Origin of the sequence: Halorubrum ejinorense, assembly GCF_039522565.1 — an archaeon.
In the GTDB taxonomy this organism is placed as follows: Archaea; Halobacteriota; Halobacteria; order Halobacteriales; family Haloferacaceae; genus Halorubrum; species Halorubrum ejinorense.
The window spans coordinates 98,124-124,536 of the sequence record NZ_BAAADQ010000003.1; the positions used below are offsets into that span (position 1 = coordinate 98,124).

General features: G+C 71.9%; 27 protein-coding genes. 13 read left to right on the forward strand and 14 right to left on the reverse strand.

Annotated features, from left to right (window positions below; genetic code table 11):
- Positions 1-108: 108 nt before the first annotated feature.
- The 8 genes from ABDZ89_RS04910 to ABDZ89_RS04945 all read left to right on the forward strand — a co-directional run bounded on the left by ABDZ89_RS04910 (position 109) and on the right by ABDZ89_RS04945 (position 8,021).
- A complete protein-coding gene (locus ABDZ89_RS04910) occupies positions 109-1,371 on the forward strand; it encodes an ABC transporter substrate-binding protein (protein ID WP_343777127.1) in 1,263 nt (420 codons plus the stop codon).
- Positions 1,368-2,372, forward strand: coding sequence for an FAD-dependent oxidoreductase (locus ABDZ89_RS04915; RefSeq protein WP_343777128.1), 1,005 nt, complete (start codon positions 1,368-1,370; stop codon positions 2,370-2,372). Before ABDZ89_RS04910 ends, ABDZ89_RS04915 begins: the two co-directional genes overlap by 4 nt.
- A complete protein-coding gene (locus ABDZ89_RS04920; protein ID WP_343777129.1) occupies positions 2,369-3,568 on the forward strand; it encodes a FecCD family ABC transporter permease in 1,200 nt (399 codons plus the stop codon). The genes ABDZ89_RS04915 and ABDZ89_RS04920 overlap by 4 nt, the downstream gene beginning before the upstream one ends.
- Positions 3,569-4,456, forward strand: coding sequence for an ABC transporter ATP-binding protein (locus tag ABDZ89_RS04925; protein ID WP_343777131.1), 888 nt, complete (start codon positions 3,569-3,571; stop codon positions 4,454-4,456).
- Between the two features lie 98 nt (positions 4,457-4,554).
- Positions 4,555-5,790, forward strand: coding sequence for an ABC transporter substrate-binding protein (locus ABDZ89_RS04930; protein WP_343777133.1), 1,236 nt, complete (start codon positions 4,555-4,557; stop codon positions 5,788-5,790).
- Positions 5,791-5,967 carry a hypothetical protein gene (locus ABDZ89_RS04935; protein ID WP_198945714.1) on the forward strand — a complete coding sequence of 59 codons (177 nt, stop codon included), beginning with the start codon at positions 5,791-5,793 and terminating at the stop codon, positions 5,965-5,967.
- 142 nt (positions 5,968-6,109) lie between these two features.
- Complete coding sequence (locus ABDZ89_RS04940) at positions 6,110-6,922, forward strand: FAD-dependent oxidoreductase (RefSeq protein ID WP_343777135.1); 813 nt, start codon at positions 6,110-6,112, stop codon at positions 6,920-6,922.
- A gap of 25 nt (positions 6,923-6,947) precedes the next feature.
- On the forward strand, positions 6,948-8,021 hold the full coding sequence (locus ABDZ89_RS04945; RefSeq protein ID WP_343777137.1) for a DUF7551 domain-containing protein: 1,074 nt from the start codon (positions 6,948-6,950) through the stop codon (positions 8,019-8,021).
- Between the two features lie 113 nt (positions 8,022-8,134).
- On the opposite strand, the gene ABDZ89_RS04950 is transcribed toward ABDZ89_RS04945, so the two are convergent.
- Both ABDZ89_RS04950 and ABDZ89_RS04955 read right to left on the reverse strand, forming a co-directional pair.
- A complete protein-coding gene (locus tag ABDZ89_RS04950) occupies positions 8,135-9,196 on the reverse strand; it encodes a TrmB family transcriptional regulator (protein WP_343777138.1) in 1,062 nt (353 codons plus the stop codon).
- Between the two features lie 98 nt (positions 9,197-9,294).
- Positions 9,295-11,640, reverse strand: a complete 2,346-nt coding sequence (locus ABDZ89_RS04955; RefSeq protein WP_343777139.1) for an alpha-amylase family glycosyl hydrolase — start codon at positions 11,638-11,640, stop codon at positions 9,295-9,297.
- Between the two features lie 104 nt (positions 11,641-11,744).
- Here ABDZ89_RS04955 and ABDZ89_RS04960 point away from each other — a divergent pair, with 104 nt between their 5' ends.
- The gene (locus tag ABDZ89_RS04960) at positions 11,745-13,865 is read left to right on the forward strand and encodes a DUF7997 domain-containing protein (RefSeq protein ID WP_343777140.1); all 2,121 of its coding nucleotides are present in this window, start codon (positions 11,745-11,747) and stop codon (positions 13,863-13,865) included.
- A gap of 399 nt (positions 13,866-14,264) precedes the next feature.
- On the opposite strand, the gene ABDZ89_RS04965 is transcribed toward ABDZ89_RS04960, so the two are convergent.
- The 4 genes from ABDZ89_RS04965 to ABDZ89_RS04980 form a co-directional block, all read right to left on the reverse strand.
- A complete protein-coding gene (locus tag ABDZ89_RS04965; RefSeq protein ID WP_343777142.1) occupies positions 14,265-14,453 on the reverse strand; it encodes a DUF7511 domain-containing protein in 189 nt (62 codons plus the stop codon).
- An 84-nt stretch (positions 14,454-14,537) separates the two neighbouring features.
- The gene (hisF, locus tag ABDZ89_RS04970) at positions 14,538-15,356 is read right to left on the reverse strand and encodes an imidazole glycerol phosphate synthase subunit HisF (RefSeq protein WP_343777144.1); all 819 of its coding nucleotides are present in this window, start codon (positions 15,354-15,356) and stop codon (positions 14,538-14,540) included.
- A 104-nt stretch (positions 15,357-15,460) separates the two neighbouring features.
- Positions 15,461-16,558 (reverse strand): glycosyltransferase, encoded by a 1,098-nt coding sequence (locus tag ABDZ89_RS04975; RefSeq protein ID WP_343777146.1) that lies wholly within the window; start codon positions 16,556-16,558, stop codon positions 15,461-15,463.
- 98 nt (positions 16,559-16,656) lie between these two features.
- Positions 16,657-16,929 (reverse strand): MarR family transcriptional regulator, encoded by a 273-nt coding sequence (locus tag ABDZ89_RS04980; RefSeq protein WP_343777147.1) that lies wholly within the window; start codon positions 16,927-16,929, stop codon positions 16,657-16,659.
- 151 nt (positions 16,930-17,080) lie between these two features.
- Between ABDZ89_RS04980 and ABDZ89_RS04985 the strand changes: the two genes are divergently transcribed.
- Both ABDZ89_RS04985 and ABDZ89_RS04990 read left to right on the forward strand, forming a co-directional pair.
- Complete coding sequence (locus tag ABDZ89_RS04985) at positions 17,081-17,473, forward strand: PPOX class F420-dependent oxidoreductase (protein ID WP_343777149.1); 393 nt, start codon at positions 17,081-17,083, stop codon at positions 17,471-17,473.
- A 133-nt stretch (positions 17,474-17,606) separates the two neighbouring features.
- Positions 17,607-18,326: a class I SAM-dependent methyltransferase gene (locus ABDZ89_RS04990; RefSeq protein ID WP_343777150.1), complete on the forward strand. Its 720-nt coding sequence runs from the start codon at positions 17,607-17,609 to the stop codon at positions 18,324-18,326.
- Positions 18,327-18,342: 16 nt separating this feature from the next.
- Here ABDZ89_RS04990 and ABDZ89_RS04995 read toward each other — a convergent pair whose 3' ends face one another.
- Positions 18,343-18,753 (reverse strand): TRAM domain-containing protein, encoded by a 411-nt coding sequence (locus ABDZ89_RS04995; protein ID WP_343777151.1) that lies wholly within the window; start codon positions 18,751-18,753, stop codon positions 18,343-18,345.
- Positions 18,754-18,877: 124 nt separating this feature from the next.
- Here ABDZ89_RS04995 and ABDZ89_RS05000 point away from each other — a divergent pair, with 124 nt between their 5' ends.
- Complete coding sequence (locus ABDZ89_RS05000; RefSeq protein ID WP_343777153.1) at positions 18,878-19,783, forward strand: dihydrodipicolinate synthase family protein; 906 nt, start codon at positions 18,878-18,880, stop codon at positions 19,781-19,783.
- Between the two features lie 31 nt (positions 19,784-19,814).
- Here ABDZ89_RS05000 and ABDZ89_RS05005 read toward each other — a convergent pair whose 3' ends face one another.
- On the reverse strand, positions 19,815-20,606 hold the full coding sequence (locus ABDZ89_RS05005) for a YkgJ family cysteine cluster protein (protein ID WP_343777155.1): 792 nt from the start codon (positions 20,604-20,606) through the stop codon (positions 19,815-19,817).
- A 115-nt stretch (positions 20,607-20,721) separates the two neighbouring features.
- Here ABDZ89_RS05005 and ABDZ89_RS05010 point away from each other — a divergent pair, with 115 nt between their 5' ends.
- On the forward strand, positions 20,722-21,168 hold the full coding sequence (locus ABDZ89_RS05010) for a DUF5788 family protein (RefSeq protein ID WP_343777157.1): 447 nt from the start codon (positions 20,722-20,724) through the stop codon (positions 21,166-21,168).
- A gap of 24 nt (positions 21,169-21,192) precedes the next feature.
- On the opposite strand, the gene ABDZ89_RS05015 is transcribed toward ABDZ89_RS05010, so the two are convergent.
- The 6 genes from ABDZ89_RS05015 to ABDZ89_RS05040 form a co-directional block, all read right to left on the reverse strand.
- Positions 21,193-21,663 carry a Rieske (2Fe-2S) protein gene (locus ABDZ89_RS05015; RefSeq protein WP_343777159.1) on the reverse strand — a complete coding sequence of 157 codons (471 nt, stop codon included), beginning with the start codon at positions 21,661-21,663 and terminating at the stop codon, positions 21,193-21,195.
- A gap of 88 nt (positions 21,664-21,751) precedes the next feature.
- Positions 21,752-22,351: a DUF5789 family protein gene (locus tag ABDZ89_RS05020; protein WP_343777161.1), complete on the reverse strand. Its 600-nt coding sequence runs from the start codon at positions 22,349-22,351 to the stop codon at positions 21,752-21,754.
- 120 nt (positions 22,352-22,471) lie between these two features.
- Positions 22,472-23,407, reverse strand: coding sequence for an aminotransferase class IV (locus ABDZ89_RS05025; protein ID WP_343777164.1), 936 nt, complete (start codon positions 23,405-23,407; stop codon positions 22,472-22,474).
- Positions 23,404-24,039: an anthranilate synthase component II gene (locus ABDZ89_RS05030; RefSeq protein WP_343777166.1), complete on the reverse strand. Its 636-nt coding sequence runs from the start codon at positions 24,037-24,039 to the stop codon at positions 23,404-23,406. Before ABDZ89_RS05030 ends, ABDZ89_RS05025 begins: the two co-directional genes overlap by 4 nt.
- Positions 24,036-25,670 (reverse strand): anthranilate synthase component I family protein, encoded by a 1,635-nt coding sequence (locus ABDZ89_RS05035; RefSeq protein WP_343777169.1) that lies wholly within the window; start codon positions 25,668-25,670, stop codon positions 24,036-24,038. The genes ABDZ89_RS05030 and ABDZ89_RS05035 overlap by 4 nt, the downstream gene beginning before the upstream one ends.
- Positions 25,671-25,728: 58 nt before the next feature.
- The gene (locus tag ABDZ89_RS05040; protein ID WP_343777171.1) at positions 25,729-26,325 is read right to left on the reverse strand and encodes a helix-hairpin-helix domain-containing protein; all 597 of its coding nucleotides are present in this window, start codon (positions 26,323-26,325) and stop codon (positions 25,729-25,731) included.
- Between the last annotated feature and the right edge of the window lie 88 nt (positions 26,326-26,413).

A 26,413-nucleotide genomic window follows, 5' to 3' on the forward strand; every position in this document is an offset into this window, starting at 1 on the left:
GCCGTCGCGGTGCGCCTGCGCCGCGCGCTCCGCTCTGGGCCTCCCCTCAGGTTTTAGGGTCGCCTAACATTCGAAACCGTCTTAATTCTTTAGGCAGGCCTAAATCGTATGGAACGAGACGCGGACCGACCCGCCGGCACGCGACGCGACGCGATTAGATATTGCGGCGCCGTCGCCGGCGCCGGACTGCTCGCCGGATGTAGCGGCACCGAGTCGGCGCCGGACGGCTCCGACTCCGCGGAGGGAGACGGCTCCGTGGACGACGGCTCAGGCGGAGACGACTCGCCGAGCGAGAGCGACGCGGACTCGTACACGGCCGAGATGGCGCCGGTCGGCGAGGTCACCTTCGATTCGGTCCCGGAGGACGTCATGGTGTACAGTCTGCTGTACGCCGACCTGGCGGTGGCGCTCGGGCACGGCGACGCGGTCAACTCGCTCGGGTTCGACGCCGAGGCGGGCGGGAACACGCTGGACGCCTACTACGCGGACCTCGACGGCGTCTCCTTCGACCGCGAGGGACTGACGCAGCTCAACTCCGGGTCCGGCGGCGGCATCTCCGTCGACCGCGAACTGCTGTACGAACTCGACTCCGACCTCCACCTCGCCGACCCCTGCCTGTTCGCGTCGTTCGACGGGTGGAGCGAGGACGAGGTGGCCGACGTCCGCGACCGCGTCGCGCCGTGGTTCGGGAACGTCTACAGCCGCCGTCACTCCGAGCCGCCCGAGGCCTGTCGCGACGACTACGCGTACTACACCCTCCCGGAGATCGGCGAACGCGTCGCCGCCGCGTTCCGCGAGTCGGAACGCTTCGCGCAGCTCGACGCCGTTCGGCGGGACCTGATCGAGACGATCCGGAGCGATCTTCCGCCGGAGTCGGAGCGCCCGACGGTAGCCGCGCTCATCTACATGGACGGGACCTACTACCCCTCCCGGACCGACGGGCCGGGGTTCGCGAACGCGCACGTGCGGCCGTTCGACGTTCCGGACGCGTTCGCGGGCGACGACGTCACCTACGAGACGGCCTACGACCACGAGCAGCTACTGGAAGTCGACCCCGACGTCGTACTCCACCAGTACGGGATCGCCTCCTACTACGACGTGGGCGCGACCCGCGAGGATCTGGCCGACCACCCGGTCGCGGGCGAGCTTTCGGCGGTCGCGAACGACCGTTTCTACCCCTCCGGGGACCCCGTTCAGGGGCCGATCATGAACCTGTTCCAGCTGGAGATGACCGCGAAGCAGCTGTTCCCCGACCGGTTCGGCGCGTGGCCGGGCTACGAACACGGCGACGACTACCCCGAGATACCGGCCGACGAGCGCCTGTTCGACCGCGACGCGGTCGCTTCGATCGTCACCGGAGGGGCGGAATGAGCGACGCCGCCGATCGCGACGTGGTCGTGGTCGGCGGCGGCCCCGCCGGCTGTGCGGCCGCGGTGTTCGCCGCCCGCGACGGCCTCGACGTCGCCGTCTTCGACCGCGGTCGGTCGTCGCTCGCGCGCTGTGCGCACTTAGAGAACTACCCGGGCTTCCCGGCCGGCATCGACGTCGGGACGCTCGCCGACCTCATGCGCGCGCAGGCCGAGCGCGCGGGCTGCGCGGTCGTCGTGGACCTCGTCGAGTCCGTCGAGCGGTCGGAGGCCGACGGCGAGCGGTCGGGCGTCGACACCGACGGACGCGAGGCCGAGGGGTTCGTCGTCACGCCGCAGGAGGGGGCTCCGGTCACCGCCCGCCGGGTGATCGCGGCGACCCGCTACGACGGCGAGTACCTGCGCGGGCTCGGCGACGACGACGCGATGTTCGAGGTCCACGACCACGCCGGCGAGACCCACGAACACTTCGACCGCGAGTACGCCGACCGCGACGGGACGACCCCGGTGGACGGGCTCTACGTCGCCTCGCCGTCCGACGCCGACCGACAGGCGATAACCGCGGCGGGGCGAGGGGCCCGAGTCGGCAAACGGGTCGTCGCGGACGCGCGGGTCGACGACGGCTGGTGGCCGGCGGCGGCCGAGCGCGTCGACTGGGTCCGCCGCGACGCGGAACTCGACGACGAGTGGGCGGACCGCGACCGCTGGGCCGAGTGGTTCGACGCCGAGCACGCGGACGGACCGGTCGACCCGGACTCGGAGCGGTTCGCGCGGGTCCGCGAGGCCGCCGTCGACGCCGCGCGCTCCGCGTACGTCGACGCCGACGAGGAGGAGGCCCGCGCGGCGGCGGGACACCGCGCGCTCGCCGCCCACCTCGACCCGGAAGCGGTCGTCGACGCGCACGGGACCGACGCGCTGCTCGACGCGATGGACGACGAGGCGGTGGCGACGTACGCGGCCGGCGACGGACCGAACGCCGGGCCGGTCGAGGAGGGAACGCGATGAGCCGCGACGGACCGACGGCCGGCGGCGACGGACGGACGATCGGCGGTGGGGTCGCGGGCGGCCGAGCGGCGGCCGACGGCCGGCTCGGGTGGCTGTTCGATCCCCGCCTCCTGACGGTCGCGGCCGGGAGCCTCGCCCTCGTCGTCCTCGCGGGGCTCGTTCAGGTGAGCTTCGGGGCGTACTCGATGACGGTGGGGCAGGCGTGGCGAGCGGTCCTCGACCCCGCGGTGCTGCTCGACCCGCGGTGGCTGCTCAACTTCCTCGCCGGCGAGGAGCTCATGCGGGCGATCACGGGGTTCCGGGGCGAGCTGCCGGAGCTCGGGCGCGAGACGCTCGTCGTCTGGAGCATCCGCCTGCCGCGGGTCCTCGTCGGCGTCATCGTCGGGATGAACCTCGCCGTCTCCGGAGCCATCCTCCAGGCGGTGACGCGGAACGAACTGGCGAGCCCGTTCATCCTCGGCGTCTCCTCCGGGGCGGGGCTGATGATCCTCCTCACGCTCGTCGTCTTCGGCGGGCTCTCGGCGTTCCTCCCGGTCATCGCGGCGCTGGGCGGCGCGGTCGCGTTCCTGATCGTGTACGCCATCGCGTGGAAGAACGGGACGAGTCCGGTCCGACTCGTCCTCGCTGGCGTCATCGTCGGCACCGTCTTCAGCAGCCTCCAGACGGGGCTGTTCTTCTTCGCCGACGACATCGGCGTCGTCCAGTCGGCGATCCAGTGGACGACCGGATCGCTGACGGGGACCGACTGGGAGCAGGTGCGGATGGCCCTCCCGTGGACGCTCGTCGCGCTCACGCTGTCGCTCGCGGGCTCGCGGCAGCTGAACCTCCTCCTCCTCGGCGAACAGACGGCGAAGTCGCTGGGGATGTCGATCGAGCGAGTGCGGTTCGGACTCTCCGGCGTCGCCGTGCTGGCGGCGGCCGCCAGCATCGCGGTGGCGGGCATCGTCAGCTTCGTCGGGCTCATCGTCCCCCACGTGGTCCGGAACCTCGTCGGCAGCGACTACAAGCGCGTGATCGTCGGCTGCCTGTTCGTCGGCCCGGCGCTGATGGTCGGCGCCGACGTGGGGGCGCGGCTCGGGATGAGCGTGCTGACCGGTGCGGACTCGCAGATCCCGGTGGGGATCGTCACCGGACTGGTCGGCGGGCCGTACTTCCTGTACCTGATGCGGCGACGACAGAACGTGGGTGACCTCTGAATGTCCATCGAACGCGCGAACGCGACGGAGCGGGACGAATCGGGCGACCCGAACGAGACCGAGGGACGGCACGGAACCGACGCCGCGGACTCCGACGCGAGCGACCTCGACGGCGAGGACCTCGTGCTGGGCTATCCGACGGCCCCCGAACCCGTGATCGACGGCGAGTCGATCGCGGCCGAACCCGGCGCGGTGACGGCGCTCGTCGGTCCGAACGGCTCGGGCAAGAGCACCCTCCTGAAGGGGCTCGCGAACCAGCTCGCGCCGGAGGACGGCTCCGTGCTGCTCGACGGCCGAGACGTTCACTCGATGGAGACGAAGGCGCTCGCCCGGAAGCTCGGGCTGCTCTCACAGGAGAGCACGTCGCCGGACAGCATCACCGTCGAGGACCTGGTGTACCACGGGCGCTACCCGCACCGCGGGTTCTTCGAGCGGACGACGGAGGCGGACGCCCGCGCGGTCGAGCGCGCGATCGAACTGGCGGGCTGTGGCCACCTCCGGGACCGCGAGGTCGGGAGCCTGAGCGGCGGGCAAAAGCAGTTGGCCTGGATCGCGCTGGTGTTGGCACAGGACACCGACGTGCTCCTGCTCGACGAGCCGACGACGTTCCTCGATTTACACCACCAGATGGAGGTGATGGAGATAATCGAGACGCTGCGTTCGGAGAGCGAGGTCACCGTCGTCGTCGTGCTCCACGACATCGAACAGGCCGCCCGCCTCGCCGACCGGATGGTCGCGCTCAAGGACGGCGAGATCCGAGCGCGCGGCCCCCCGGAGGAGGTCGTCACGGAGGACCTGCTCTCGGAGGTGTTCCGCGTCGACGCCGACGTCGTCGACACCGACCGCGGTCCCCGGGTCACGCCGCTGCGAGCCAGACACGAGGAGTGAGCCGACTCGTCGTCCCGGAGCGCCTCGGGTCGCCGCCCACTGTTTTAGGTGGGCCTAAAGATCGGAGCGGTTAAGTTGTTTTAGGCTAGCCAAAAAATATGCCCAACGACGAAGCATCCCCGGAGTCGACTCGCAGAGCGTTCGCGAAGTACGGCGGCGCGGTCGCCCTCGGCGGCCTCCTCGCCGGTTGTACCGGCGGCGCCGAGTCCGACTCGCCCGCCGGCGACGCGGACGGCTCCGGATCGACCGACGACGGCTCGGCCGGATCGTCGGACGAGTCGGACGACGCCGACGACGGGAGCTACACGGCGTCCATCTCGCCGACGGGCGAGGTGACGTTCGAGTCGCCGCCGGAGACGGTGTTCACGCGGCTCACCCACCACGCGGGCATGGCGTTCGCGCTGGGGCGGGGAGACGACGTCACCGCGCTCCACGCGCCGGACTACTACGACGGGCTCTGGAACCAGTTCGTCGAGCGGCTCCCGGGCGTCTCGCTCGACTGGTCGGGCCTGTACTCCTCGTGGCAGCCGGACAAAGAGAAGCTGTACGAACTCGACAGCGACCTCCACCTCGCGGACCCGGCGTGGATCACCCGGCAGGACGCGTGGAGCCGAGAGGACATCGACGAGATCGCCGAGCGCGTCTCGCCGTGGTTCGGCAACTCGCTGTCCGACCGCCGTCAGGAGCCGACGGGCGAGTGGGCCGACGGCTACCAGTACTACGGCCTGTGGGAGCAGTTCGAGATCGTCGCCGAGGCGTTCCGGGAGCGCGAGCGCTACGAGGCGCTCGCCGAGGTCCGAGACGGACTCCTCTCGACTATCGAGGACGGCCTCCCGCCGGAGTCGGAGCGCCCGACCGCGATCATGGTCGCCGCCGCCGACATCGAGCAGATCTACGCGTACACGCTGAGCAACCCCGGATTCCTCACGTCGCACACGCGTCCGCTCGGGCCGCGCGACGCCTTCGAGGGGAGCGTCGACTCCGGCACGGTCGTCGACTTCGAGACGATACTCGAGGCCGACCCCGACGTCATCCTCTACCTCGGCGGCTTCGAACCGGGAACGGACATGGCCGGCCGGCGGGCCGCCTTCGAGGAGGACCCGGTCGGCTCGGAGGTCACCGCGGTGAAAAACGACCGCATCCACCCGCAGGGCGCCCGATATCAGGGACCGATCCTCAACCTCTTTCAGCTGGAGATGACGGCGAAGCAGCTGTATCCCGAGGAGTTCGGCGCGTGGCCCCGCTACGAGGAGGGTCCGTACCCGGAGATCCCGGAGGACGAGCAACTGTTCGACCGCGAGCGGGTCGCGGACGTCATCAACGGGGGCCCGTAGATGCGCGCCCGCGAGTGGACCGTCGCGGCGACGTACGGCGACCCGACCGACTACGACGTGCCCGCGCTGCCGACGTGGCGCGTCGAGCGCGGCGGGAACGGCGACCTCGCGTTCGCGGCGACCGACCGCGACGAGCCGTTCATCGCGGCCGAGCGACCGGTTCGGGTGCGCCGGTGACCGGCGCGGGACGGGCCGTTCGGACGCCGCGGTCGAGCGCCTCCCGCGACCGAAGTCACTACTTCGGCGCGCCCGTGCCGACGGGTATGGACCAGACCGAAATTCGGGCGGTCGACAGCCGCCCACACCGGGTGTTCGGCCGATGACCGACGACGCGACCGCAGCGCGCGACGTGGCCGTCGTCGGCGGGGGCGTCGCCGGGCTCTCCGCGGCCGTCTTCACGGCCCGACAGGGGCTCGACACCCTCGTCGTCGACCCGGGCGAGTCGATCCTCCGGCGCAACGCGCGCCTCGAGAACTTCCCCGGGTTCCCGCTCGGGGTGAACCCGCGCCGGCTCCTCGACCTCCTCGGCGAACAGGCCGAGACCGCCGGCGCGGACCGACTCGACGCGCGGGCCACCCGGGTCGGGACGGTCGGCGCGGTCGACGACCCCGCGGCGGCCGACCCCGACCCGGCGGCGAGCGCGCGGTCCGACGCCGCCGCCGACGGCGCGCGGTTCGTCGTCGAGACCGACACCGCCGACCCGGTGCGGGCGCGGTACGTCGTCGCGGCCACGAAGAACGAGGTCGGCTACCTGGAGGGGATCGACGGCGTCGGGGTCGTCGACCGCGGGAAGTCGTACGTCGACGTCGACGAGCGCGGCCGGACCGGCGTCGACGGCCTGTACGCGGCGGGGCGGCTCGCGGAGAAGCCCCACCAGGCCGCGGTGTGCGCCGGCCACGGCGCCGAGGTCGCGGTCACGCTGTTGGAGGACGACGACGCCGCCTTCTACCACGACTGGGTGGCGCCGGAGGGGTACTTCACCGACCGCGGCCGCGAGGTGCCGCCCGGCTGCGAGGAGATCGACGCCGACGAGCGCCGCGAGCGCGAGTCGACCGCGCTCGACGCGACCCGCGACCGATTCGCCGAGCCGCACCCGGACCCGCAGGAGACGCACCCGAGCCTCGAGGAATGACCGACCCGACGACAGAAATCGACCCGTGATCGGAACCACTCTCCGCGAGATCGCGGACCACATCGAATCGCTCGCGGCCGCGGACGGCGAGTTCTCGCTCGTCTGCGCCCGGTACGGTGACCGCCCGGTTCCGGCCGCGGGGCTGCGGTTCGACAGCCGCGAGACGGCCCGTGCGGCCGCCCGCGCGACGGAACAGTACCGCGACGCGCTCCGGCGGTACGACCCGGAGCTCCCCTTCTACGACGTCGTCGTCAGACAGGAGTTCGCCGAACCCCAGTCGCGTCCGACGGGGCGAGACGACGGATCCCCGCCGGCAGTGCCCGAGGACGGCGGACCGCTGTTCGCGCCCGACGAAGCCGAGCCGGTACCGGACCGGCTGCGGGAGCGGATCGTGGACGACGCCGCCCATCGCCGGCGCGCGGGCGACGACGGCGAACGCGACGGGGACCGTGCGGACCGCCCCCGACCGCGCGAGTCGCTCGAGCGGGGGCGGCGCCGCGACCGCGTCGAGTTCTGTCACGCCGCGGCGGCGGCGACGTTCGAGGCGCTCTCCGCGGGCGGACACGAGCGCGCCGAGTCGGCGGTGATGGACGCGTACTTCTCGCTTGCCGAGCGCGTCTCCGACCCCGACGAGCTCTGTCTCTGCCTGCTCGAAGCGATGGGGGCCGCCCTCAACCGACACCTCGGTCCGACGGCGCAGGCGGCGGTGGTGGCCGACGCCGCCGAGCGCCTCCCCGACCCGCCGGAGCCGTCCGCCGCCGATCCGGTCAGCGCGGCGTTCGACCGCCTCGCGGCCGTCGGCCTCGTTGAGGGCTACGAGCGCGCCGGCGACGCGGGACCGGCCCCGGAAGCCGGGGCCCCCGACCACGCGACGGTCCGGATCAGCGGGTACGCGCTGTCGCCTACGGACGGACGGGTCGCGACGCTCCCGGCCGCCTTGGAGGTGTGCCGTCGGGACCCGCGGGGACGCATCGCCGGGACCGCCCTCCTCGCAGCCGCCGGCGACCCGACCGGCTCGGACTGGTGGGTCAGGGTCGACCCGCAAGCTCCCTCCCTCGACGGCGGCCCGTCGACCGCGTCGGTTCCCGGGAGGAACTGACCGCCGCCGTGGCGACGCGCCGACCGCCGCCGCTCCGGCTCTCCGCGCTTCGGCCCTCCGCGTCCGGTCCCCCGCGCGCCGGCCTCTCGTACACCGGCGCCCGCGTCGCCGCCCTACTCCTCGTCCGGCTCGATCCGCACGAGGTCGGCCTCGACGTCCTCGACGAACGCGCCCTGGCCCCCCACTGTGACCTCGCCGTCGTCCGTCTCGACGACGAGGGAGTGTTCGACCGGGAACTCGTTGTTCGTCGGCTCCACCATCCCCTGTTTCGCCTCGACGACGCGCCCGACGACCTCGGCCGGCTCGTCGTCGTCGGTCCACCTGCCGGCGACGGTCACCCGCGGCGGGTCGCCGGCGCGGAGCCGTAAGGTCGCCTGGAGGACGGTGTGTCTGAAGTCCGTGTACTCGGCCGGGAGCGGCGCCGGGTCGGCGACGAGGACCTCGGTCGCGGCGGGCCAGTAGTTCCCGAGGAACGAGCCGACGATCACCGGCGCGAGCTGTTCCTGCGCGAAGGCGATGGCCTGCCGGTCGGTCGTCGACCGGCGGAGCAGTTCGGGCGGGGCGACGACGCCCGCCGCGGAGTCGACGGTGAGCAGCGTCGGCATCGCCTCGCTCCAGGTCCGGACGACGTTCGCGACGCCCGACAGCGCCGGGTCGTCCGCGCCGAGGTCGGCCGCCGCGTCGGAGACGACGAGCAGGACTAAGACGCCGCGGTCGACCGCGTCGACGAGCGCGTCCCTGATCTCGGGGAGCTGTCCGGCGGTGAGCGACAGCGTCACCTCGGAGTCGGCGTCCTCGAGCAGCGAGCGCATCCGCTTGAGGACGGTGACGCGCGACTTGATCACCTCGAACTGCTCGGCCTGCCGCTCCACGCGCGAGTACCGCTCCGCGAGCCCGGGCCGCATCGCGTCCACGTCGGACCGGAGTCGGTCGATCACCTCGTCCGGCGGGTTCGCGCGGATGGTCGTCGGCACGACGTGGTCGTTCACCTCGACGAAGCCGCGCTCCGCCAGCGACTCGCTCACGCTGTAGACGTACCGCTTCGAGACCCCCGCCGCGTCGGCGACGGTACTCGCCTTCGCCTCGCCGTGTTCGAGCAGACTGAGATAGGTGTCGACCTCCTTGTCCGAGAGTCCGAAGCGGCGGAGGAGGTCGGTCAGCGTCCGGTCGTCCATACGAACGCCCCGTCCGAGCGACACTTATAAGGGTCGGTCCGGGGCGGCGTCCGTCGAATCTGCCGCGCGTATCGACCCGTGACACCGCTCCGCCCGACCTACCGGAGGACCGCCACCGCGTCGACCGCGACCCGCGTCTCGCCGTCGTCGGCTCCCTCGGTCGCGCCCCGAAGCGAGCCGTCGCCGAACAGGTCGGCGTCGACCGAGTCCGGAACCGCGACGGTCGCCGGTTCGGCGGCGAAGTTGACGACGACGAGGAGCGCGTCCTCCTCGGGGTCACCGGCCTCCGCGCGCTCGGTCGCGGTTCGCTCGTAGGCGGTGACGCGCTCGGCGTCGCCCTCGATCACCCGCACGTCGGCCGCCCGCCCGCCGAACTCGACCGCCCCGTCGCGGAGCAGCGGCTCGGCCTCGCGTAACGCGGCCAACTCGCGGTGGAAGCCGGTGAGGTCGTTGTCCCCGTCGTGCCACCGAACGGGGCCGCGGTACGTCTCGTTGCCGCGCTCCTGCCCGGCGTAGATCATGGGCGCGCCCGGCAGCGTGAACGTCACCGCCGCGGCCGCCCGGAGCGCGTCTCGACCGTACTCCGCGAGGTAGCGGTCCTCGTCGTGGTTCTCGACGTACCGCATCTGCGAGCGCCCGTCGCCGAACCCGAGCCACTCGCCGCGCGCGAGCGCGGTCTCGACCGCGTCCGCCGGTTCGTCGCCGGCGCCGATAGCGCGGAGCGTCTCGTACAGGGAGGTGTCGTAGTGGCGGTGGAACTCGCCCTCGCCGTAGAACGGGTCGTGGGGCAGGGTCTCGTCTAAGAGGAGCACGTCCTCGGGGACGCGGTCTGCGACCTCCTTCCAGAAGCCGTGGGGGACCCCCCACGCCACGTCGGCGCGGAACCCGTCGACGACGGCGGCCCACTCGTCTATCACGTCGAGCAGCCACGCGCGCACCGCCGGGCTGTCGTAGTTGAGGTTCGGGATCCGGCCCCACTCGAAGTAGTAGTCCGGCATGTCGCCGTCGCCGAGTTCCGCCCAGTCGATCCCGGTCACGTCCGCCGCGCCGTCGGTCCGGCGGTAGTGGTCGGCGTACGCGTCGACCCCCGCGGAGTGGAGTTGGAACGCCGGGTGGTCGCGGGAGGTGTGGTTGATCACCAGGTCGAAGACGACGCGGATCCCGGCCTCGTGACACGCGTCGACGAGCGACTCGAACGACTCGCGGGAGCCGAGGTCGCTCGCGGTGTCGTAGTAGTCGGTGACGTGGTAGCCGTGGTCCGTCGGCGAGGCGAGGACCGGCGTGAGCCAGAGCGCGTCGACCCCGAGGTAATCGAGGTACTCGACCCGTCGCTCGATCTCGCGGAACGTCGTCGGCAGGGTGTCGCCCGCGAACGATCGGACGAAGACCTCGTAGATCGTCGGCGACGCGGCCCACTCGGGCGTCGCGTGCGGGTCGTCGACGGCGACGGCCTCCGCGTCCGCGCCGCCCGCGTCGGGCCCCGGCTCGATCCGAACCGTCTCCGCGGCGCCGTAGCGCTCTCCGCGGGGCACCGCGTGTACTCGAACCGCGTCGGCGACGCCGTCGCCCCGGAGGTCCTCGAGCGGGACCGAGAGCGTCCGCCCGTCCGCCAGGGACTCGATCGCCGCGACCGTCTCGGGGTCGGCGTCGCGGTCGTCGACGAGGAACGTCACGTCGATCGCGTCCGGGTCGCCGCCGCGCTCGACGCCGTCGATGGCGGGAGCCGGCTCGGCCGCGGCGGTCAGCCGGAGTCGGTCGGCCGCGTCCGTCTCGTCGGCCTCGACGACCGTCGCGTCGAGCGAGACTCGCGGCCGGCCCGGACCGGGCACCTCGCAGACGCCGTGAGACGCCGCCGATCGGTCGTCGTTCGGGACGAAGCCGTACCCGTGCCTCCCGGGTGGAACGCGCACCGAGGCGACCCACTCGTCGCCGTCGCGCTCGGGTCGGTGGCGCGCCAGTCGGTTCTCGCCGTGCGCCCACAGGAGGGAGACGCGGTCGACGTCCTCGTCGACGGCGAGGTCGGCGGCCGGGACGCGGATCTCGGCCTCGCGCCGCTCGTCCGGGAAGGCCAGCACGCGCTGGCGGTGGCCGCCGTCCGGGGCGTCGAGCGCGAGGACGTAGGTGCCGGGGACGTCGGGGACGAGGTGGACGACCGGGTCGTCCTCGCGGCTCGTCTCGCTCGCCCGCAACACCGCCGACGCGGCCGTCGCGTCCGCGGACGCGTCGGCTCCGACGCCATCCATCGCCCCGTCCGCGCCGCTCGCGACCGCCGGACTCGGCGGGCCGCTCGCGGTCCGGTCCGGACCGTCGCCGGCCGACAGGGCGCTTTCGGCGGGGGCGTCGCGGACGCGCCAGCGGTACGTTCCCTCGGGGTCCGGGGCTCGCGGCGCCAGTTCCACCGACTCGCCGACGCTCGTCGTTCGCGGGGGGCCGGGTTCGTACACGCCCGGTCTCTCGTCGCGCCGGCGTATGAGGGTTTCCGTCTCCGTAACGAATGAAAAATAATTACACCAAAGCTTCATACGCGGTGGCCGCGTGTAACCGCGTAATGCAGCTTCGCGACGCGCTCGATGACTACAAGCGCCACGCCGGCGACGGGACGCGCTTCCCCGGCGAGCGGCGCACCGTCTCCGGTCGGTTTTCCGGCGGCGACGGGCGGCTCGTCCACGTCGGCGACGACGGCGAACTCCGCGATTTCGGCTACCCGCTGACGGGCCAGACCGGCCTCGTCCGGTCGCGGATCGGGCTCGCCGTCGGCGACGAGGTCACCTGGCTCGACGAGGCCGACACGACACAGCGGTACGTCGGCGACACCGCGCTGATCGAGACGACCCACGAGACGGCCCGCGGGACGGTGGCCCGCCACGACGTCACGCTCGGCGACGCACACCTCACCCGAGCGTCGGTCGATCTCTCGGACGACGCCGACCCCGATGACGCCTCGCTCGTCGTCTACGCCCGCTTCGCCCCCGACGGCCGCGACGACCGCGTGGGACAGCTCCGGTTCGACGACGCCGTCGAGGTGTACCACGCCGACGAGCACGACTTCCTCGCGAGCGCGACCGGCTTCTCCGACCTCCGCGGACAGCTCCCGACGACCTTCCCCGAACTCCTCGACGACGACCCGACGGAGCTCCCCCGCGACCGCGACGGCGACCGCTACGAGGAGGAGCGCCTCTCCGGCGAGGTGATCGCCGACGTCCCGTTCGAAGACGGCGTCGCGACGGTCGCCACCCTCCTGACGGACCGGAACGAGACCGACCGCGAGGCGGCCCGCGACCGTCTCGACGCGCTCTTTTCGGACCTCGACGGCGTCGACGCGCTGACCGACGCGGCCGCCGACGCGCTCCCCTCGGTCCCCGAGTCGGCGCCGGCGCGCGACTCGGTCGTCGCCGACCTCCGGGTCCTCTCGCTTCTGTCCGCGCCCTCCGGGCTCCGGATCGCGGGCCCCGACTTCGACCCCTACTACGAGCACTCCGGCGGCTACGGCTACACCTGGTTCCGCGACGACGCCGAGATATCCGGGTTCCTGCTCGGCGCCGCGGACGCGGTCGGCGTCGACCTCGACGACTGGCACGCCCGCTCCGCGCGGATGTACGTCGACACGCAGCGCCCCGACGGGTCGTGGCCCCACCGAGTGTGGCCCCGCGACGGCGCGCTCGCGCCCGGGTGGGCGAACGCCCGCATCGAGGACGGGCCGGACCTCGACTACCAGGCCGACCAGACCGGCAGCGTCGTCGCGTACCTCTCGCAGGCGCGCGCCGCCGGCGTCTCCGTCGACGGTCTCGACCGGACCTTGGTCGCCGCGCTCGCGGGACTCGACCGGACGCTGGAGATCGACGGTCGACCGGTGGTCTGTCAGAACGCGTGGGAGGATTCGGCCGGTCGGTTCACCCACACCGCCGCGACGTTCCTGGAGGCGTACAGCGAACTCGGCCGCCACGGCGAGGGGCTCGCGGTCGACGCGCTCGACGACCCCGACGCCGTCCCCGGCGCGGAGTCGCTGCCGGACGACCTCGCCGCGCACGCCCGCGACCAGGCCCGCGAGGTGTACGCGGCGCTCGACGACCTGTGGGTGCCCGAACGCGGGTGTTACGCGCTCCGCGAGACGCCCGACGGCGGGATCGACGACCGGATCGACTCCTCGACGCTCGCGCTCGCGGCCGCGCACCGCTCGTTCGACGCGCTCGGTGGGGGCGCGACCGGCTCCGGCGAGGGCGGCGCGGTCGACGAGGAGCGGCTCGACCGACTGGTCTCGCACGTCGAGACGGTCGTCGACGGGCTCTACCACGAGACCGACGCGATCACCGGCCTGATCCGCTACGAGGGCGACGGCTGGCGGCGGACGGGACAGGACTCGGAGAAGGTGTGGACCGTCTCGACCGCCTGGGGCGCGAACGCGTGCGCGGAGCTGGCCGCGCTGCTCGCCGCCCGCGACGACCCGCGAGCCGCCGAGATGGTCGAACGCGCCCGCGACCTGCTCTCGCACGTCTCGCCCGGCGGCTCGCTCTGTGAGCCGACGACGTACCTCCCCGAGCAGTTCTTCGACGACGGGACGCCCGACAGCGCGACGCCGCTCGGGTGGCCGCACGCGATCCGACTGGCGACCGTCGCGCTGCTCGACGACGAACTGCCGCAGTTCGCCGACCCCGCCGCCGCGGACGACTGACCGACGGAGACGATTCTTTCTGCCCCCTTAGTGCGGTGGCGCGCGCCTGTGAGCGCTCGAAGAGCGCGAACAGCGCGTGCGAGGGAGTCGGTGGTCCGGAGCGAAGCGAGGACCACCGACGAGGCTGGGGAGGCGTGAGGTGCTGTGCGGAGCGGTACGGGGCGGGATTCGAAGGGGCAGTCGCGAGGCCGGCGCACGCTCGCTGCGGTCCTCAGTCACTCACGGCGTTCGTTCCCTGCGGTCCTTGGTTCGCCTGCGCCGGCCTCGCGACTGGGGCTTCGGTGGTGTGCCGCTCGCCAGCAACGGCCGATGAGCGAGCGATCAGGGCTTCGAAGCTAGTCGCTATCCAGTCACGATCGACAAAAACAACTGAGTGCCAGAAACGCCGCAAAACCGCCTCTATCGCCACTCTTCGCGCGGGACACAGTCCGACTCCCGGACCGTGACCCAGCGGGTCGTCCGCTCGTCGGGGTCGACGTCCCGCTCGAAGAACGTCACCTCGCCGCCGCCGTCGCCGTCGTCGGTCCGTTTGCAGACGAGCTCCGGCGACCCGTCGCGAACACGTGCGGATGACGTGGACGTGGACATACGTGACAATTCGCTCTCGGTCGGATAATAACTGTTGGTTTCGATCGGCCAGAAAGAAAGAGTACGAAGGTAGTGAACGCCCCGTCAGCGCCTGACCGGGACGCCGCGCTCGTCGAGGTACGCCTTCGTCTCCTCGATGGAGTAGTCGCCGAAGTGGAAGATGGAGGCCGCGAGGCCGGCGTCGGCGTTCGCCTCGGTGAACACCTCGTACATGTCCTCGGGGCTCCCGCAGCCGGAGGAGGCGATGAGCGGCGTCGACACCGCCTCGCCGACCGCCTTCATCAGGGGAACGTCGTAGCCGTCCTTCGTCCCGTCCTTGTCGATGGAGTTGACGAACAGCTCGCCGGCGCCGCGCTCCTCGGCCTCCTTCGCCCACGAGACGGCGTCGATGCCGGTCCCCTCGCGGCCGCCCTTCTTCGTGCACTCGAACCACACCGTCTCGCCGTCCTCGTCCTCGTAGAAGTGCTCGCCGGCGTCGTCGTGGCGGCGGCGCGCGTCGATGGAGATGACGATGCACTGGCTGCCGAACGCGGCCGCGCCCTCCTCGATGAGTTCGGGGCGATCCAAGGCCCCGGTCGTGATCGACACCTTGTCCGCGCCGGCACGGAGCGTCTCCTTGATGTCGGCCTTGGTGCGGATGCCGCCGCCGACGGTCAGCGGGATGAAACACTCGTCGGCGACCGCGTTGACCACGTCGAGCATCGTCTCCCGGCCGTCGGCGCTGGCGGTGATGTCGAGGAAGACGAACTCGTCGGCCCCGGCCGCGTTGTACTTCTTCGCCAGTTCGACGGGGTCGCCGGTGTACTCCAAGTTCTCGAAGTTGACGCCGGTGTACACGGCGGCGTCGCCCTCGTCGTCGAGGTCGACGTCGATACAGGGGATGATACGCTTCGTGAGTCCCATTCGTTACCTGGCCGTAGTCCGCGGCTCGGGTTAAAATGCGCGGGGCTCGCTCGGCGATGTCGGCTCGGTCGGGGTCGACCCCGTCGGGTTCGTCACTCTACGACTCAGTCGAGCCTGTCGTCCGCCTCGGTCCGGGGCTCGCCGTCCGCCTCGCCTCGGCCGTCGCCGTCCGCCTCGACCCGTCCGTCGTACTTCGCGACGGCGCGGTCCGCGCGCGTCGAGATGCCGTTCGGGTTCCGGGCGGGGCTTCGGTCCTTCCGCCGCGCGACCAGTCCGTCGGAGGTCCCGCCGGTGAGCCCCAACAACACGTCGCGGCCCGTCGCCGCCCACCGCGAGGGCGTCGACTCGCCGCGGACCACGTCCCCGGCGGCGTCGACCGCGTCGCTGACCGCGTGCGAGCCGGTCCGGAGGAGCACCGAGGGCCGCACGCCGTAGTTCTTCGTCAGCCGGTAGGCGAGCGCGCGGTACTTCCAGCCCCACTCGTGGGCGCTTCGGCCGCCGTCGGCGGCGGTCGGCGTCGGTAGTTCCTTCCGCGCGGCCATCTCCGGCCGCCACGCGACCCCGCAGTCCATCCGCGCGAGTCGGTGGGCGGCGTCGCGCGCGCCGCCGACGCGCAGGTACTCGTCGAAGCCGTCGAGGTCCCGAACGGCGTCCTCTCGGAACGCGACGTTGCCGCCTTCGAAGTAGGTGACGTCCCGGCCCGAGATCCGACTGCGTTCCGGCTCGCTCGGCTCGTCGGCGACCGCGTCGTCCCTGTCGCCCTCCATCGCGTCGTCCCTGTCGCCCTCCATCGCGTCGTCCCTGTCGCCGCCGTTCGCCCCGCCCGCGGCTTCAGATCCGTCGGTCGTCTCGTCCCGGGGAATCGGCGTCACCGGCCCCGAGACCACGGGCGCCTCGTTGAGGCCGGCCGTGACCGCCTCGCGCCACCCCGGATCGATCCGGTTGTCGTAGTCGACTAACGCGACCGCGTCGCCCGTCGCCACCTCGATGCCGGCGTTGCGGGCGACGTTCACCGTGCGGTCGGAGATCTCGACCAACACGTCGACGTCGTCGCGGTCGCGAACCATCCCGGTCGTGCCGTCGGCCGAGGGGCCGTTGACAACGACCACCTCTGCGTCGGGGGCGTGCGCCGCCAGCGAATCGAGACAGGCGCCGAGCCTGTCCCGACCGTTGAGCGTCGGAACGACGACCGAGAGGTCCATACGCTGTGGTATCGGTGCGAGAGGGTAAAAAGGACTGCGTGTGTGGCCGACCGGACCGGCCGTTTCGCGTCAGGCCGACGGACGCGGGCCGAACCGGCTCAGACGGTGAGGTAGTAGACCTGCTTGCGCGCGTCCTTGAAGCTGTACCGCGAGTCGACGAGACCCTCCTCTTCGAGGCGGTTGAGCGCGTAGCGGACGGTGCGGTCGGGCAGGAGCGACTCCTCGGCGAGGCCGCCCTGCGAGAGGGGCGCGTCGCCCTCCAGTACCTTCGCGACGAGTTTGGCGCTCGGGGGGAGCTCGCGCAGGCGGTCGCGATACTCACTTTCCGACAGGCGATCTTGGTCAACGGTCTCCGCGGGACTGGTACTCATGTCTCACACGAATCCTGCGGATAGTGGTAAAGGTTGGCTACATATAGGGGAATCTGCCTGTGATAATATAATGTGTTAATATCACTCGTCGGCGAACCGTCATTGGTGATCGATCAGGCACGTTTTCCGGCGAGCGTCCGTACTCCGCGGCGTGATACCCGAGTCCCACGTCGACATCCTCGAAGCCGAATCGTACGCGCACTTCGCCACCGTCGGCCCGGACGGGCTCCCCCACGTCACGCCGGTGTGGGTCGACCACGAGGACCGAGAGTACGTCCTCGTGAACACCGCCCGCGGGCGACGCAAGGAGCGGAACGTCCGCAACAACCCGAAGGTGGGCGTCAGCGTGCTCGATCCGGACGACCCGTACAGATACGTCTCCGTCCGCGGCGAGGCCGAACTGACGGAGGAGGGCGCGCGCGAGCACATCGACGAACTCGCCCGCCGGTACTTCGGCGTCGACGAGTACCCGCACCACGACGAGGAGGGGGGCGCGCGGGTGATAGCGCGGATCCCCGCCGAGAGCGTCGTCACGAGCGGATGATCGAGTCGCGCGTCGCGCCCGTTGCGGTCGCTCCGAGCGGGACCGACCGCCCCGACTCCGGCCGACCGCGTCGGGGTCGGGGCCGGACCGTATCCAGTACGGTTTTGTCGGTCCGGCGTCCATCACGGACAACGTGAAGGGACAGGATTGGTACCAGGCCGACGAGGTCGCCGAGGAGTACGACGACGTCCGCTTCTCCGGCGGCGGACAGCTCATCGACCGCCGGGAGAAGGAGGCCGTCCTCGCGGCGTTGGGCCCCATCGATCCGGGTCACCGCGTGCTGGAGGTCGCCTGCGGCACCGGTCGGTTCACGACGATGCTCGCAGACCAGGGCGCGGACGTCGTCGGTCTCGACGTCTCCCGCGAGATGCTCGAACAGGCCCGCGAGAAGGTCGCCGCCGCCGGCCACGCCGACACGGTCGAGTTCCTCCGCGGCGACGCATCGCGGCTCCCGTTCCCGGACGATCACTTCGACACGGTCGTCGCGATGCGATTCTTCCATCTGATGGACGACCCGGTCCCGTTCGCGAAGGAGCTCCGCCGGGTCAGCCGCGATCAGGTGTTCTTCGACACGTTCAACAGACGCAGCCTGCGGACGCTGTACACTTGGCTGCTCCCGATGGGGTCCCGGCTCTACTCCGAGCGGCAGGTCGCCGCCATGCTCGGTGAGGCGGGGCTCACCCTCTCGAACGAGGAACACGACTTCGTGCTACCGTACGGCTTCTACCGGGAGCTTCCGGGTCCCGTCGCGAGGCCGTTTCGAGCCGCCGACGAACTCGCCGGGAACACGATCCCCGGCGACTACGTCGCTTCGGTGTCGTACTGGGACGCGCGCGTTCCGGACGACGCCTAAGCGGGCGCGCCGCCGTCTACACCGCCGCTTCGACGACCTCGCCGACGGCGAAGTTGGACTTCACTTCCGTCACTTCGATCTTCACGCGCTCGCCGACCTCGGTGTCGGGGACGATGATCACGTAGCCGCGCTCGACGCGGGCGATCCCGTCGCCCTGCTTGCCGAGGTCCTCTATCTCGACGTACCGCATCTCGCCCGGTTCGACCGGCGGCTGCGGGCCGTCGTCGCTCCGCGAGGCGGAGTCGTCGACGTCCCCGCCCGCGTCCGCGGACCCGTCGCGAGCGACGAGCGCGACGCGGTACGTCTCGCCCGGCTCCAGGGATCCGGTGTCGATCTCTCGGTTGGGGATGTCGACGACGTACTCGCCGTCGTCGGCTTCGCGTACTTCGGCGCTGAACAGACAAAGGAGCTTCTCGGAGATTTCCATAGTAGACTCCACCGAATGCTGGTAGCGGGCCAGTATAGTTGTACCGCCGACACAGTTAGGAATCGGCGGGCGGCGAGCCCCGCGAGGACCAACGCCTTTGTCGCCACCGGCCGAACGGCCGCACATGACGATACTCGATCTCCCCCACGCGGCCGTCTCGCCCCCGATCGTGACGCCGTTCGACGCGGACGGCGACGTCGACGCCGACGCGCTCGCGAGCCACGTCGACGCGCTCGTCGAGGCCGGCCTCGACGGGATGGTCCCCTGCGGGACGACCGGCGAGTTCGCCAGCCTCGACGACGACGAGCGCCGGACCGTGACCGAGACCGTCGTCGACGCGGCCGACGGGCGGGTGCCCGTGATCGCGGGTGCGGCGGACACGACCGTCTCGGGCGTCCTCGACCGGCTCCGGGCCGCCGCCGACGTCGGCGCGGACGCGGGGCTGGTGACGCTTCCGTACTACCACAACTCGACGACACCGGCGGGACAGCGGGCCTTCCTCGACGCGGTCGCCGACGGGGCTCCCCTTCCGGTGTTCCTCTACGACATCCCGTCGACGGTCGGCGAGGCGATCGAACCCGATGTCCTCGCGGCCGTCGCCGAGCACGAGTCGGTCGTCGGGCTGAAGGACACCAGCGGCGACGTGTCGGCGATAGACGCGGCAGTCGACCGGACGCCGGACGATTTCACCGTGTTTCAGGGCGTCGACGATCTCCTGTACCCGAGCGCGAGCCTCGGCGTCGACGGCGGCATCCACGCCCTCTCGCAGGTGATCCCGGAGGTGTTCGTCGCGCTCGGCGAGGCAATCCGCGAGGGCGACGACGACCGGGCGCTGACGCTCCACCGGCACGCGGTCGCCCCGCTGTTCGCGCGCTGCGCCGACCACGGGTTCGCGCCCGCCACGAAGGTCGCGGCCGCGCACCGCGGGTTCGTTCCCGACCCCCGCGTCCGGCCGCCGCTCACGCTCCCCGACGAGCCCGCCCGCGAGGCGATCCGCGCCGACGTGGACGCGGCGCTGGACGTGGCGTGAGACCTGCGCTCGCCCCGTCGACCCCTCCCGTTCACGCTCCGTCGACCGGTCGGCCGTCCGCCTCCTTCGGGCCCTCGGAGTCGAAGACGACGACGTCGCCGTCGGCTCGCTCTCGGGCGCCGGGGTCGTAGCCGTCGCGGACGCCGATGGCCTCTTCGAGCTCCCGGACGGCGCGCTCCTTCAGCGCGGCGGCCAGCTCCTCGGCGTCCTCCCGCGAGATGTCGCGCCCGAGCCCCTCGCACTCGTGGGCGCGGACGACGCCGGCCTCGTCGACCGCCTCGCCCATCGGCTGGCTCGTCCCCTCCAACGCGACGCTGAACGGATACGTCTGACAGATGAGCGGGCGCGCGTCGTGGACCGCACACGCCCCCTGCCCGTCCGACTCCTCGTAGAAGGTACAGTCGCCGCAGCCGTCGGTCGCGAGCGCCCACTCGAACGTCTCGCCGCTCGGCTCGCCGTCCGCGTCGGCGTCGAGCCCGAACGGCATCGGGCGGGCCACGTCGCGCCAGTCGTACGCCTCGTCGGTGCCGTCTTCGGCGGCGTCGGCGACCTGGCGGACCTCGTCCGGAAAGACGGTCGCCGTGTGGGGCTCGCGGTCGGCGTCGTCGCCGTCGTGGCAACCGGACCCGCTCTCGGCGCTTGCCGCTCCGTCGCCCTCGTCCGCGCCCGCCCCTGCGGGCGCGCCTCCCGCCTCGTCGGGGGCGTACCCGGTACAGCAGCCCCCACAGCGCGTGCACTCGAAGCCGATGGACTCGATGGCGTCCGCCAGATCCGCGACGGCGAGGTCGCGGGCCGCGTCGAGTTCGGCTTCGAGCGACTCCATACCTTCCACTTGCGGCGCGGCGCGGTTAACGTCGTCCCTTGCGGGCCTGCGACCGGTTCGCCCGGGACCGACCGGGGCGAAGGAGCGAAGTACGTCCGCCGCCTACCGGCTCGGCGTGAAGGAGTTCGAGCGGAAACAACTCTTAGAACGGGTCAACCGCGAGGCCTCGACGGTCGGCGTCGAGATCCCGGAGTCGATCGAGATACAGGGCGAGGCGATCGACCTGCGCTCGTTCGTCTTCGAGATCAAGCGCCGCGACTCGGTCCCGCCCGGCGAGCGCGACCGCGTCGAGCGCGCCAAGCGGAACCTCCGGCGCGAGCGGATCGACCGGCTCGAACCCATCGAAGAGAACGAGGTGAGCCGCGAGGAGGGCGAGGATCTGGCGGCGTCGATCATCGGCATCGACCGCGCGCTGGAGGCGCTGGAGGGGCTCGACGCCCCCGACCCGGAGACCGAGGCGAAGCGACAGGAGGCCGCCGACCAGAAGCGATGGATGAGCTTCCTGCGGAAGGCGCTCGGCCGCGACGACGCGGGCGGGAGCGGCGGGCGGACGCGCTTTTGAGCCGTCGCCGGCGGCGTCCGACCCTCAGTTTCCGGTGAAGTCGATCCGCGAGCCGCTGCCGTCGCCCTTCCCGTCGGAGGGGCCGATCCGCACGAACTCGTAGGCGTCGTCGTCGAGGTACACCGCGCCGTCCGCGACCGCAACGGCGACCGATTCGAGGACGGCGCCCTCACAGGGGCCGAAGTTACAGTAGCCGCCGTCGGCCTCGAAGGTCGCGCCGTGCGTCTGACAGAACACCTCGCCGTTCCGGACGAACGCACCGTCGTCCTTGTCGAGGCGCACGTCCGTCCAGTGCTGACAGTAGTTCCGGAACGCGCGCACCTCGCCGGCGGCCCGGGTGAGGATCGCCTCGACCTCCGGCGACCCGTCCTCGCCCTCGCCGAGGTCGCCCTCGCCCTCGTCGACCGTCTCGGGGTCGACCGGTCGCAGCGTCGCGAGCAGCGTGCTCTCCTCCGGTACCTCCTCGACGCCGGCGATCCGGCGGTGCTCGTCCATGTCAGAACGAGGCCCGCTGCGGGTTTGAACGTTGTGCGTTCCCGCGTCGGAGGCGGGCGCTACGGCACGGCGCGGCGCCCGAAACCCCCTAGACGCCGAGCCACTCGTCGTCGCGGACCTCGTAGCCGTGTTTCCGGCAGTACTTCGCGGCCTCTCGGCGGACGTCTCGCGACCCCGGAATCTTCTCGTCGTCGCGTATCTTCTCGACGATCCAGTCGGCCATGACCGTGATCCCCTCGTCGTCGTCGTCGCCGTCTATCGCTTCGAGCGCTCGGAACGTCCGCACGTAGGCCTCGCGCTGGGACGCGCTCAGCTCCCTGTTCGGGAGCGGGTCGCTCGCCTCGACGATCCGCTTCATCGCCGCGGCGATCGTCGGTCGCTGAATCCGAGCCCTCACCGCCGCGGGCGAGTCGAACGTCTCCGCCTCGGCGTCGGGCACGAGGTCGGCGACGGCGTAGGTGCCGACGGCCGACTCGATCTCGCGGTCGCCGACCGCGGAGACGATCGCCGCCCCGGTCGCCGGGAACGTCACCGCGTCGAGCGCCGTCTCGAAGTAGGCGAGCTCGGAGGTGTCGACCGGCGGTTCGACCTCGTCGCCGCGCTCCAACTCGGCGGATATCTCTCGTTCGCGCTGGCGTCGCTCCTCGTCTCGGGCCTGCTTGTCGCGGCCGCTCTTGTCGTCTGCCATTCGTCCATCTAGGTCCCTCGGCGGGATAATGCTATGGTCGAGGGCGTTCGACCCTCTCTGAGCGGTCCGAGGGGCTTTCCGCCGCCGATCCGACGGCACCTCGGCGCTCCCGTGACTCACTCACAGCCGTTCGCCGTCGTAGTGCGCCTCCTCGATCCGGCGGTCGAACAGCCGCGAGATCAGGGTGGTGAGCGGGCCGGCGACCGCTTCGCCGTCGCCGTCGACCGCGATCCCGTCGACGGTCGCCACCGGCCGGACCTCCCACGTCGAGTTCGTGAGGAACACCTCGTCGGCGTCGCGGACGGCGTCCGGCGCGTAGGTCCCCTCCTCGACCGGGATCCCCTCCGACTCCGCGATATCGATCACGGTCTCTCTGGTGATGCCGGGGAGGACGGGACCGTCGAGCGAGGGCGTCCGGAGCGCGGCGCCGTCGGCGAAGAAGATGTTCGACGTCGCCCCCTCCGCGACGTGCCCGTCCGAGTCGAGCATCAGCGCCTCGTCGGCGCCGGTCACCCGGAGTTCCAGTCGGGCGAGGATGCCGTTGAGGTAGTTGTGCGTCTTGGCCGCCGCGGGGACCGCACGGTCCGGGACCTTGCGCGTCTTCGTCGTCTGTACCGCGGCCGGCCCGTCGTGGACCGGGTCGCTCCCGGCGCCGCCCCGGGGGAGCGGCTTCGCGATCACCACGACGGTCGGATCGACCTCGGGGGCCGGATCGAGCGTCCCCGGCTGGACGCCGCGCGTGACGGAGAGTTTCACGTACGCGTCCGCGAACTCGTTGGCGGCCAGCGTCTCGTCGACTCGTCGCTTCAGCTCCGCGTCGGCGATTCCGTGGTCGAGCCCGAGCGTCTCGCAGGTTCCCGCCAACCGGTCGGCGTGGGCTTCCCACCCGAAGAGGTCGCCGCCGTACGCGCGCATCGTCTCGAAGGCGGCGTCGCCGTAGGCGAACCCGCGGTCCTCCACCGAGACGGTCGCTTCCGCGGCGGGGACGAGGTCGCCGTCGACGTGATAGACCCGGTCGGCGTCGCTCGCGTCCGCCCCCTCGGCCGCGTCGCTCATCGCTCACACCCCGCCACGAAGTTTCGCACCAGCCGCTTTCCCCGAGGGGTGAGGATGCTCTCCGGGTGGAACTGGACGCCGACGTGCGGCTTCTCGCGGTGGCGCACGCCCATCACGACCTCGCGCTCGTCCTCGGTGCGCGCGGTCTCGACGAGTTCGTCCGGGAGGTCCTCCCGCTCGACGCAGAGCGAGTGGTACCGGCCGACGCGAAGCCGGTCGGGGAGCCCGGCGAAGACGCCCTCACCGTCGTGGGTGATCGTCGACGGCTTCCCGTGGACGACGTCGGGGGCGTGTCCCACGCGGCTCCCGCGGCTCGCACACAGCGCTTGGTGCCCGAGACAGACGCCGAACACGGGGCGATCGAGCTCGAAGACCGCGGTCGAGACGCCCGCCTCCGCCGGGGTGCCCGGGCCGGGCGAGACGACCACGCCGTCGGGGTCGAGGGCGCGGATCCCGGCCACGTCGATCGCGTCGTTGCGTCGCACCGTCACCGCGCCGGCGACCTCGCCGACGTACTGGACGAGGTTGTACGCGAACGAGTCGTAGTTGTCGACGACGAGGACGCGCGCGTCGGACTCGCCCGCGCCCGGACGCCAGCCCGCTCCCCCTTCGGTCGCGTCGGTACCCGTCATCGCTCGACCGCCTCCTCGACCGTCTCGTCGACCGCCATGCCGCCGGCCGCGAGCGCCTCGTCGACCGCGCTCACGAGGGCGCGCGCCTTCGCGAGCGTCTCCTCGTACTCGGCCTCCGGGTCGGAGTCGTGGACGATCCCCGCCCCGACGCGGAGGTGGTACTCGGCGGCGTGGCGGACGAGCGTCCGGATGACGATGGACAGCGTCGCGCGCCCGTCGAACCCGGCCGCGAACATCGACCCGGTGTAGGGCCCTCGGCGCGTCGGCTCCAACTCGTCGATTATCTCCATCGTCCGCGGCTTCGGCGCGCCGGTTATCGTCCCGCCGGGGAAGCAGGCGGCGACGGCGTCCGCGAGACCCACGTCGATCCGCGCCTCGCCTTCGACCAGACTGACGAGATGCATCACCTCGCTGTAGCGGTCGACGCGGCGGTACTCGGCGACGTCGACCGTGCCGAACCGCGACACCTTGCCGAGGTCGTTGCGCTCCAGATCGACTAACATCGCGTGTTCCGCGCGCTCCTTCCCGTCGCCGGTCAGTTCGGCCTCCAGCGCCGCGTCGTCGCTCGCCGTCGCTCCCCGCGGACGCGTCCCCGCGATCGGCTCCGTGACGAGACGCGCGCCGCGCTCGGGGTCGGCAGTCGGCTCGCGCTCCAAGAGGAGTTCCGGGCTCGCGCTCACGAGGTCGACGCCGCTCGGCCGGCCGCCGAACTCGATCAGTCCGGAGTACGGGGCGGGGTTCACCCGTCGCAACGCGCCGTACGCGTCGAGCGGGTGAACCGCGGCCGGCGCGGTCAGCCGCTGGGAGACGTTCGCCTGGAACGTGTCGCCCTCGCGGACGTGCGACTTCACTCGCCGCACCGCGTCGGCGTACCCTTCGCGGCCCACGTCGCTCTCGAAGGTCGCGCTCTCGGCTCCCGGGGCCGGCGCGCCCCCCGACGCCGGGTCGCCGGTCTCGATGCGGTCTGTCAGGTCCGTCGCCCGGGCTCGCCCCGCCTCGAACAGCGCGTCGAGCGCGTCGCGGTCGGCGCTCGGATCGTCGAGGCCGTCCGGAACCCGCGGGCACGCGGTGACCCGGAGGGTGACGGGCGCGTCGTCGTCAGTAGTCGGCTCACCCGCTTCTACCGGGCACTCCCACGCCGCGACCCGGTCGAAAAGCGCCGCCTGAAGCCGCGGGACTCCCCGGTCGTCGACCGCGCCGGGGCCCTCGGGGGCCGCGGGCGGAAACGCCTCCAACTCGCGGGCGACATCGTACGAGAGCCACCCGAACGCGCCACAGGGGTACGGCACCTCGCAGTCGCCACGCGCCAGCGTCTCTGCGTCGAGAAGTCCCTCCAGCGCCGCCAGCGACGGCGACGGCCGCCGGTAGTCACCCGTGCCCTCGGACTCGACGACCGCCGCCTCGGCGTCGGCGGTCAGGCGTTCGACCGGGTCGACGCCGAAGTATCCCCAGCCGGACTGGCCGCCGGTCGTCTCGTAGAACACGCCGCCCGGGCCGTCCCGCGCCCGGCGGTAGGCCGCGAACGGGTCGTCGACCTCGACCCGAACCTCGACCGGGACCCGTGCGCCGTCGGGCGCCGCGGCGGCGACCGCGCGGAACCGGTCCCGATCGGTGTGTACCGTTCGCCTCATGTGAATCCGTTCGGCGGAGGCGACGAAACAGTTGCGGTCGCCCGAACGGACGCGCCCGTCAGAACTCCGTCGCGCGGTCGATCCACGTCGCGGCGCGCTTCTCGCCGACGCTCGTTCCCTCGGCCACCTCGGCGGCGTCCGCGTCGGCGAGGTCGCCGATCGACTCGATCCCGATCGAGGCGAGTCGCTCGGCGTAGGCGGGCCCGATGCCTTTGATCTCCTCGACGCTCGGGCCGCGGTCGTCGTCGTCGACCGCGACGTCGTCCGCCTCGCCCGCGGCTTCCGCCGGTTCGGCCGCCGTGGTATCGTCGACCGCGTCGGCCGCGGTATCGTCGGTCTCGCCGCCCCCGTCGTCGACGAGCGACTCGGTCGAGGCGGCGGCCTCCGTCTCCGTGGCGACTGGCTCCTCGGCGCCCCCCTCGGCCTCGTCGGTCGATTCGGCTTCGTCGACGGGCACGTCGTCGGTCGGCTCGGTCTTGTCGACGGGCACGTCGTCGGTCGGCTCGGTCTTGTCGACGGGCACGTCGTCGGTCGCGTCGTCCTCGGCGGCCGACTCCGACTCGCGCTCGACGGTCACTTCCGTCTCGGTGGATTCGCGCTCAGTCGAGCCGCTCCCGAATCCGAGTTTCTCCTTGAGCTTCTGGAGTAGAGCCATTGGCGACCGCTACACGTGCGAGATATTTAAAAACCGTCTCCGCCGCGATCGCCGCTCGCTCGTCCTGCCGGTTTATAAGTGCCGTCGG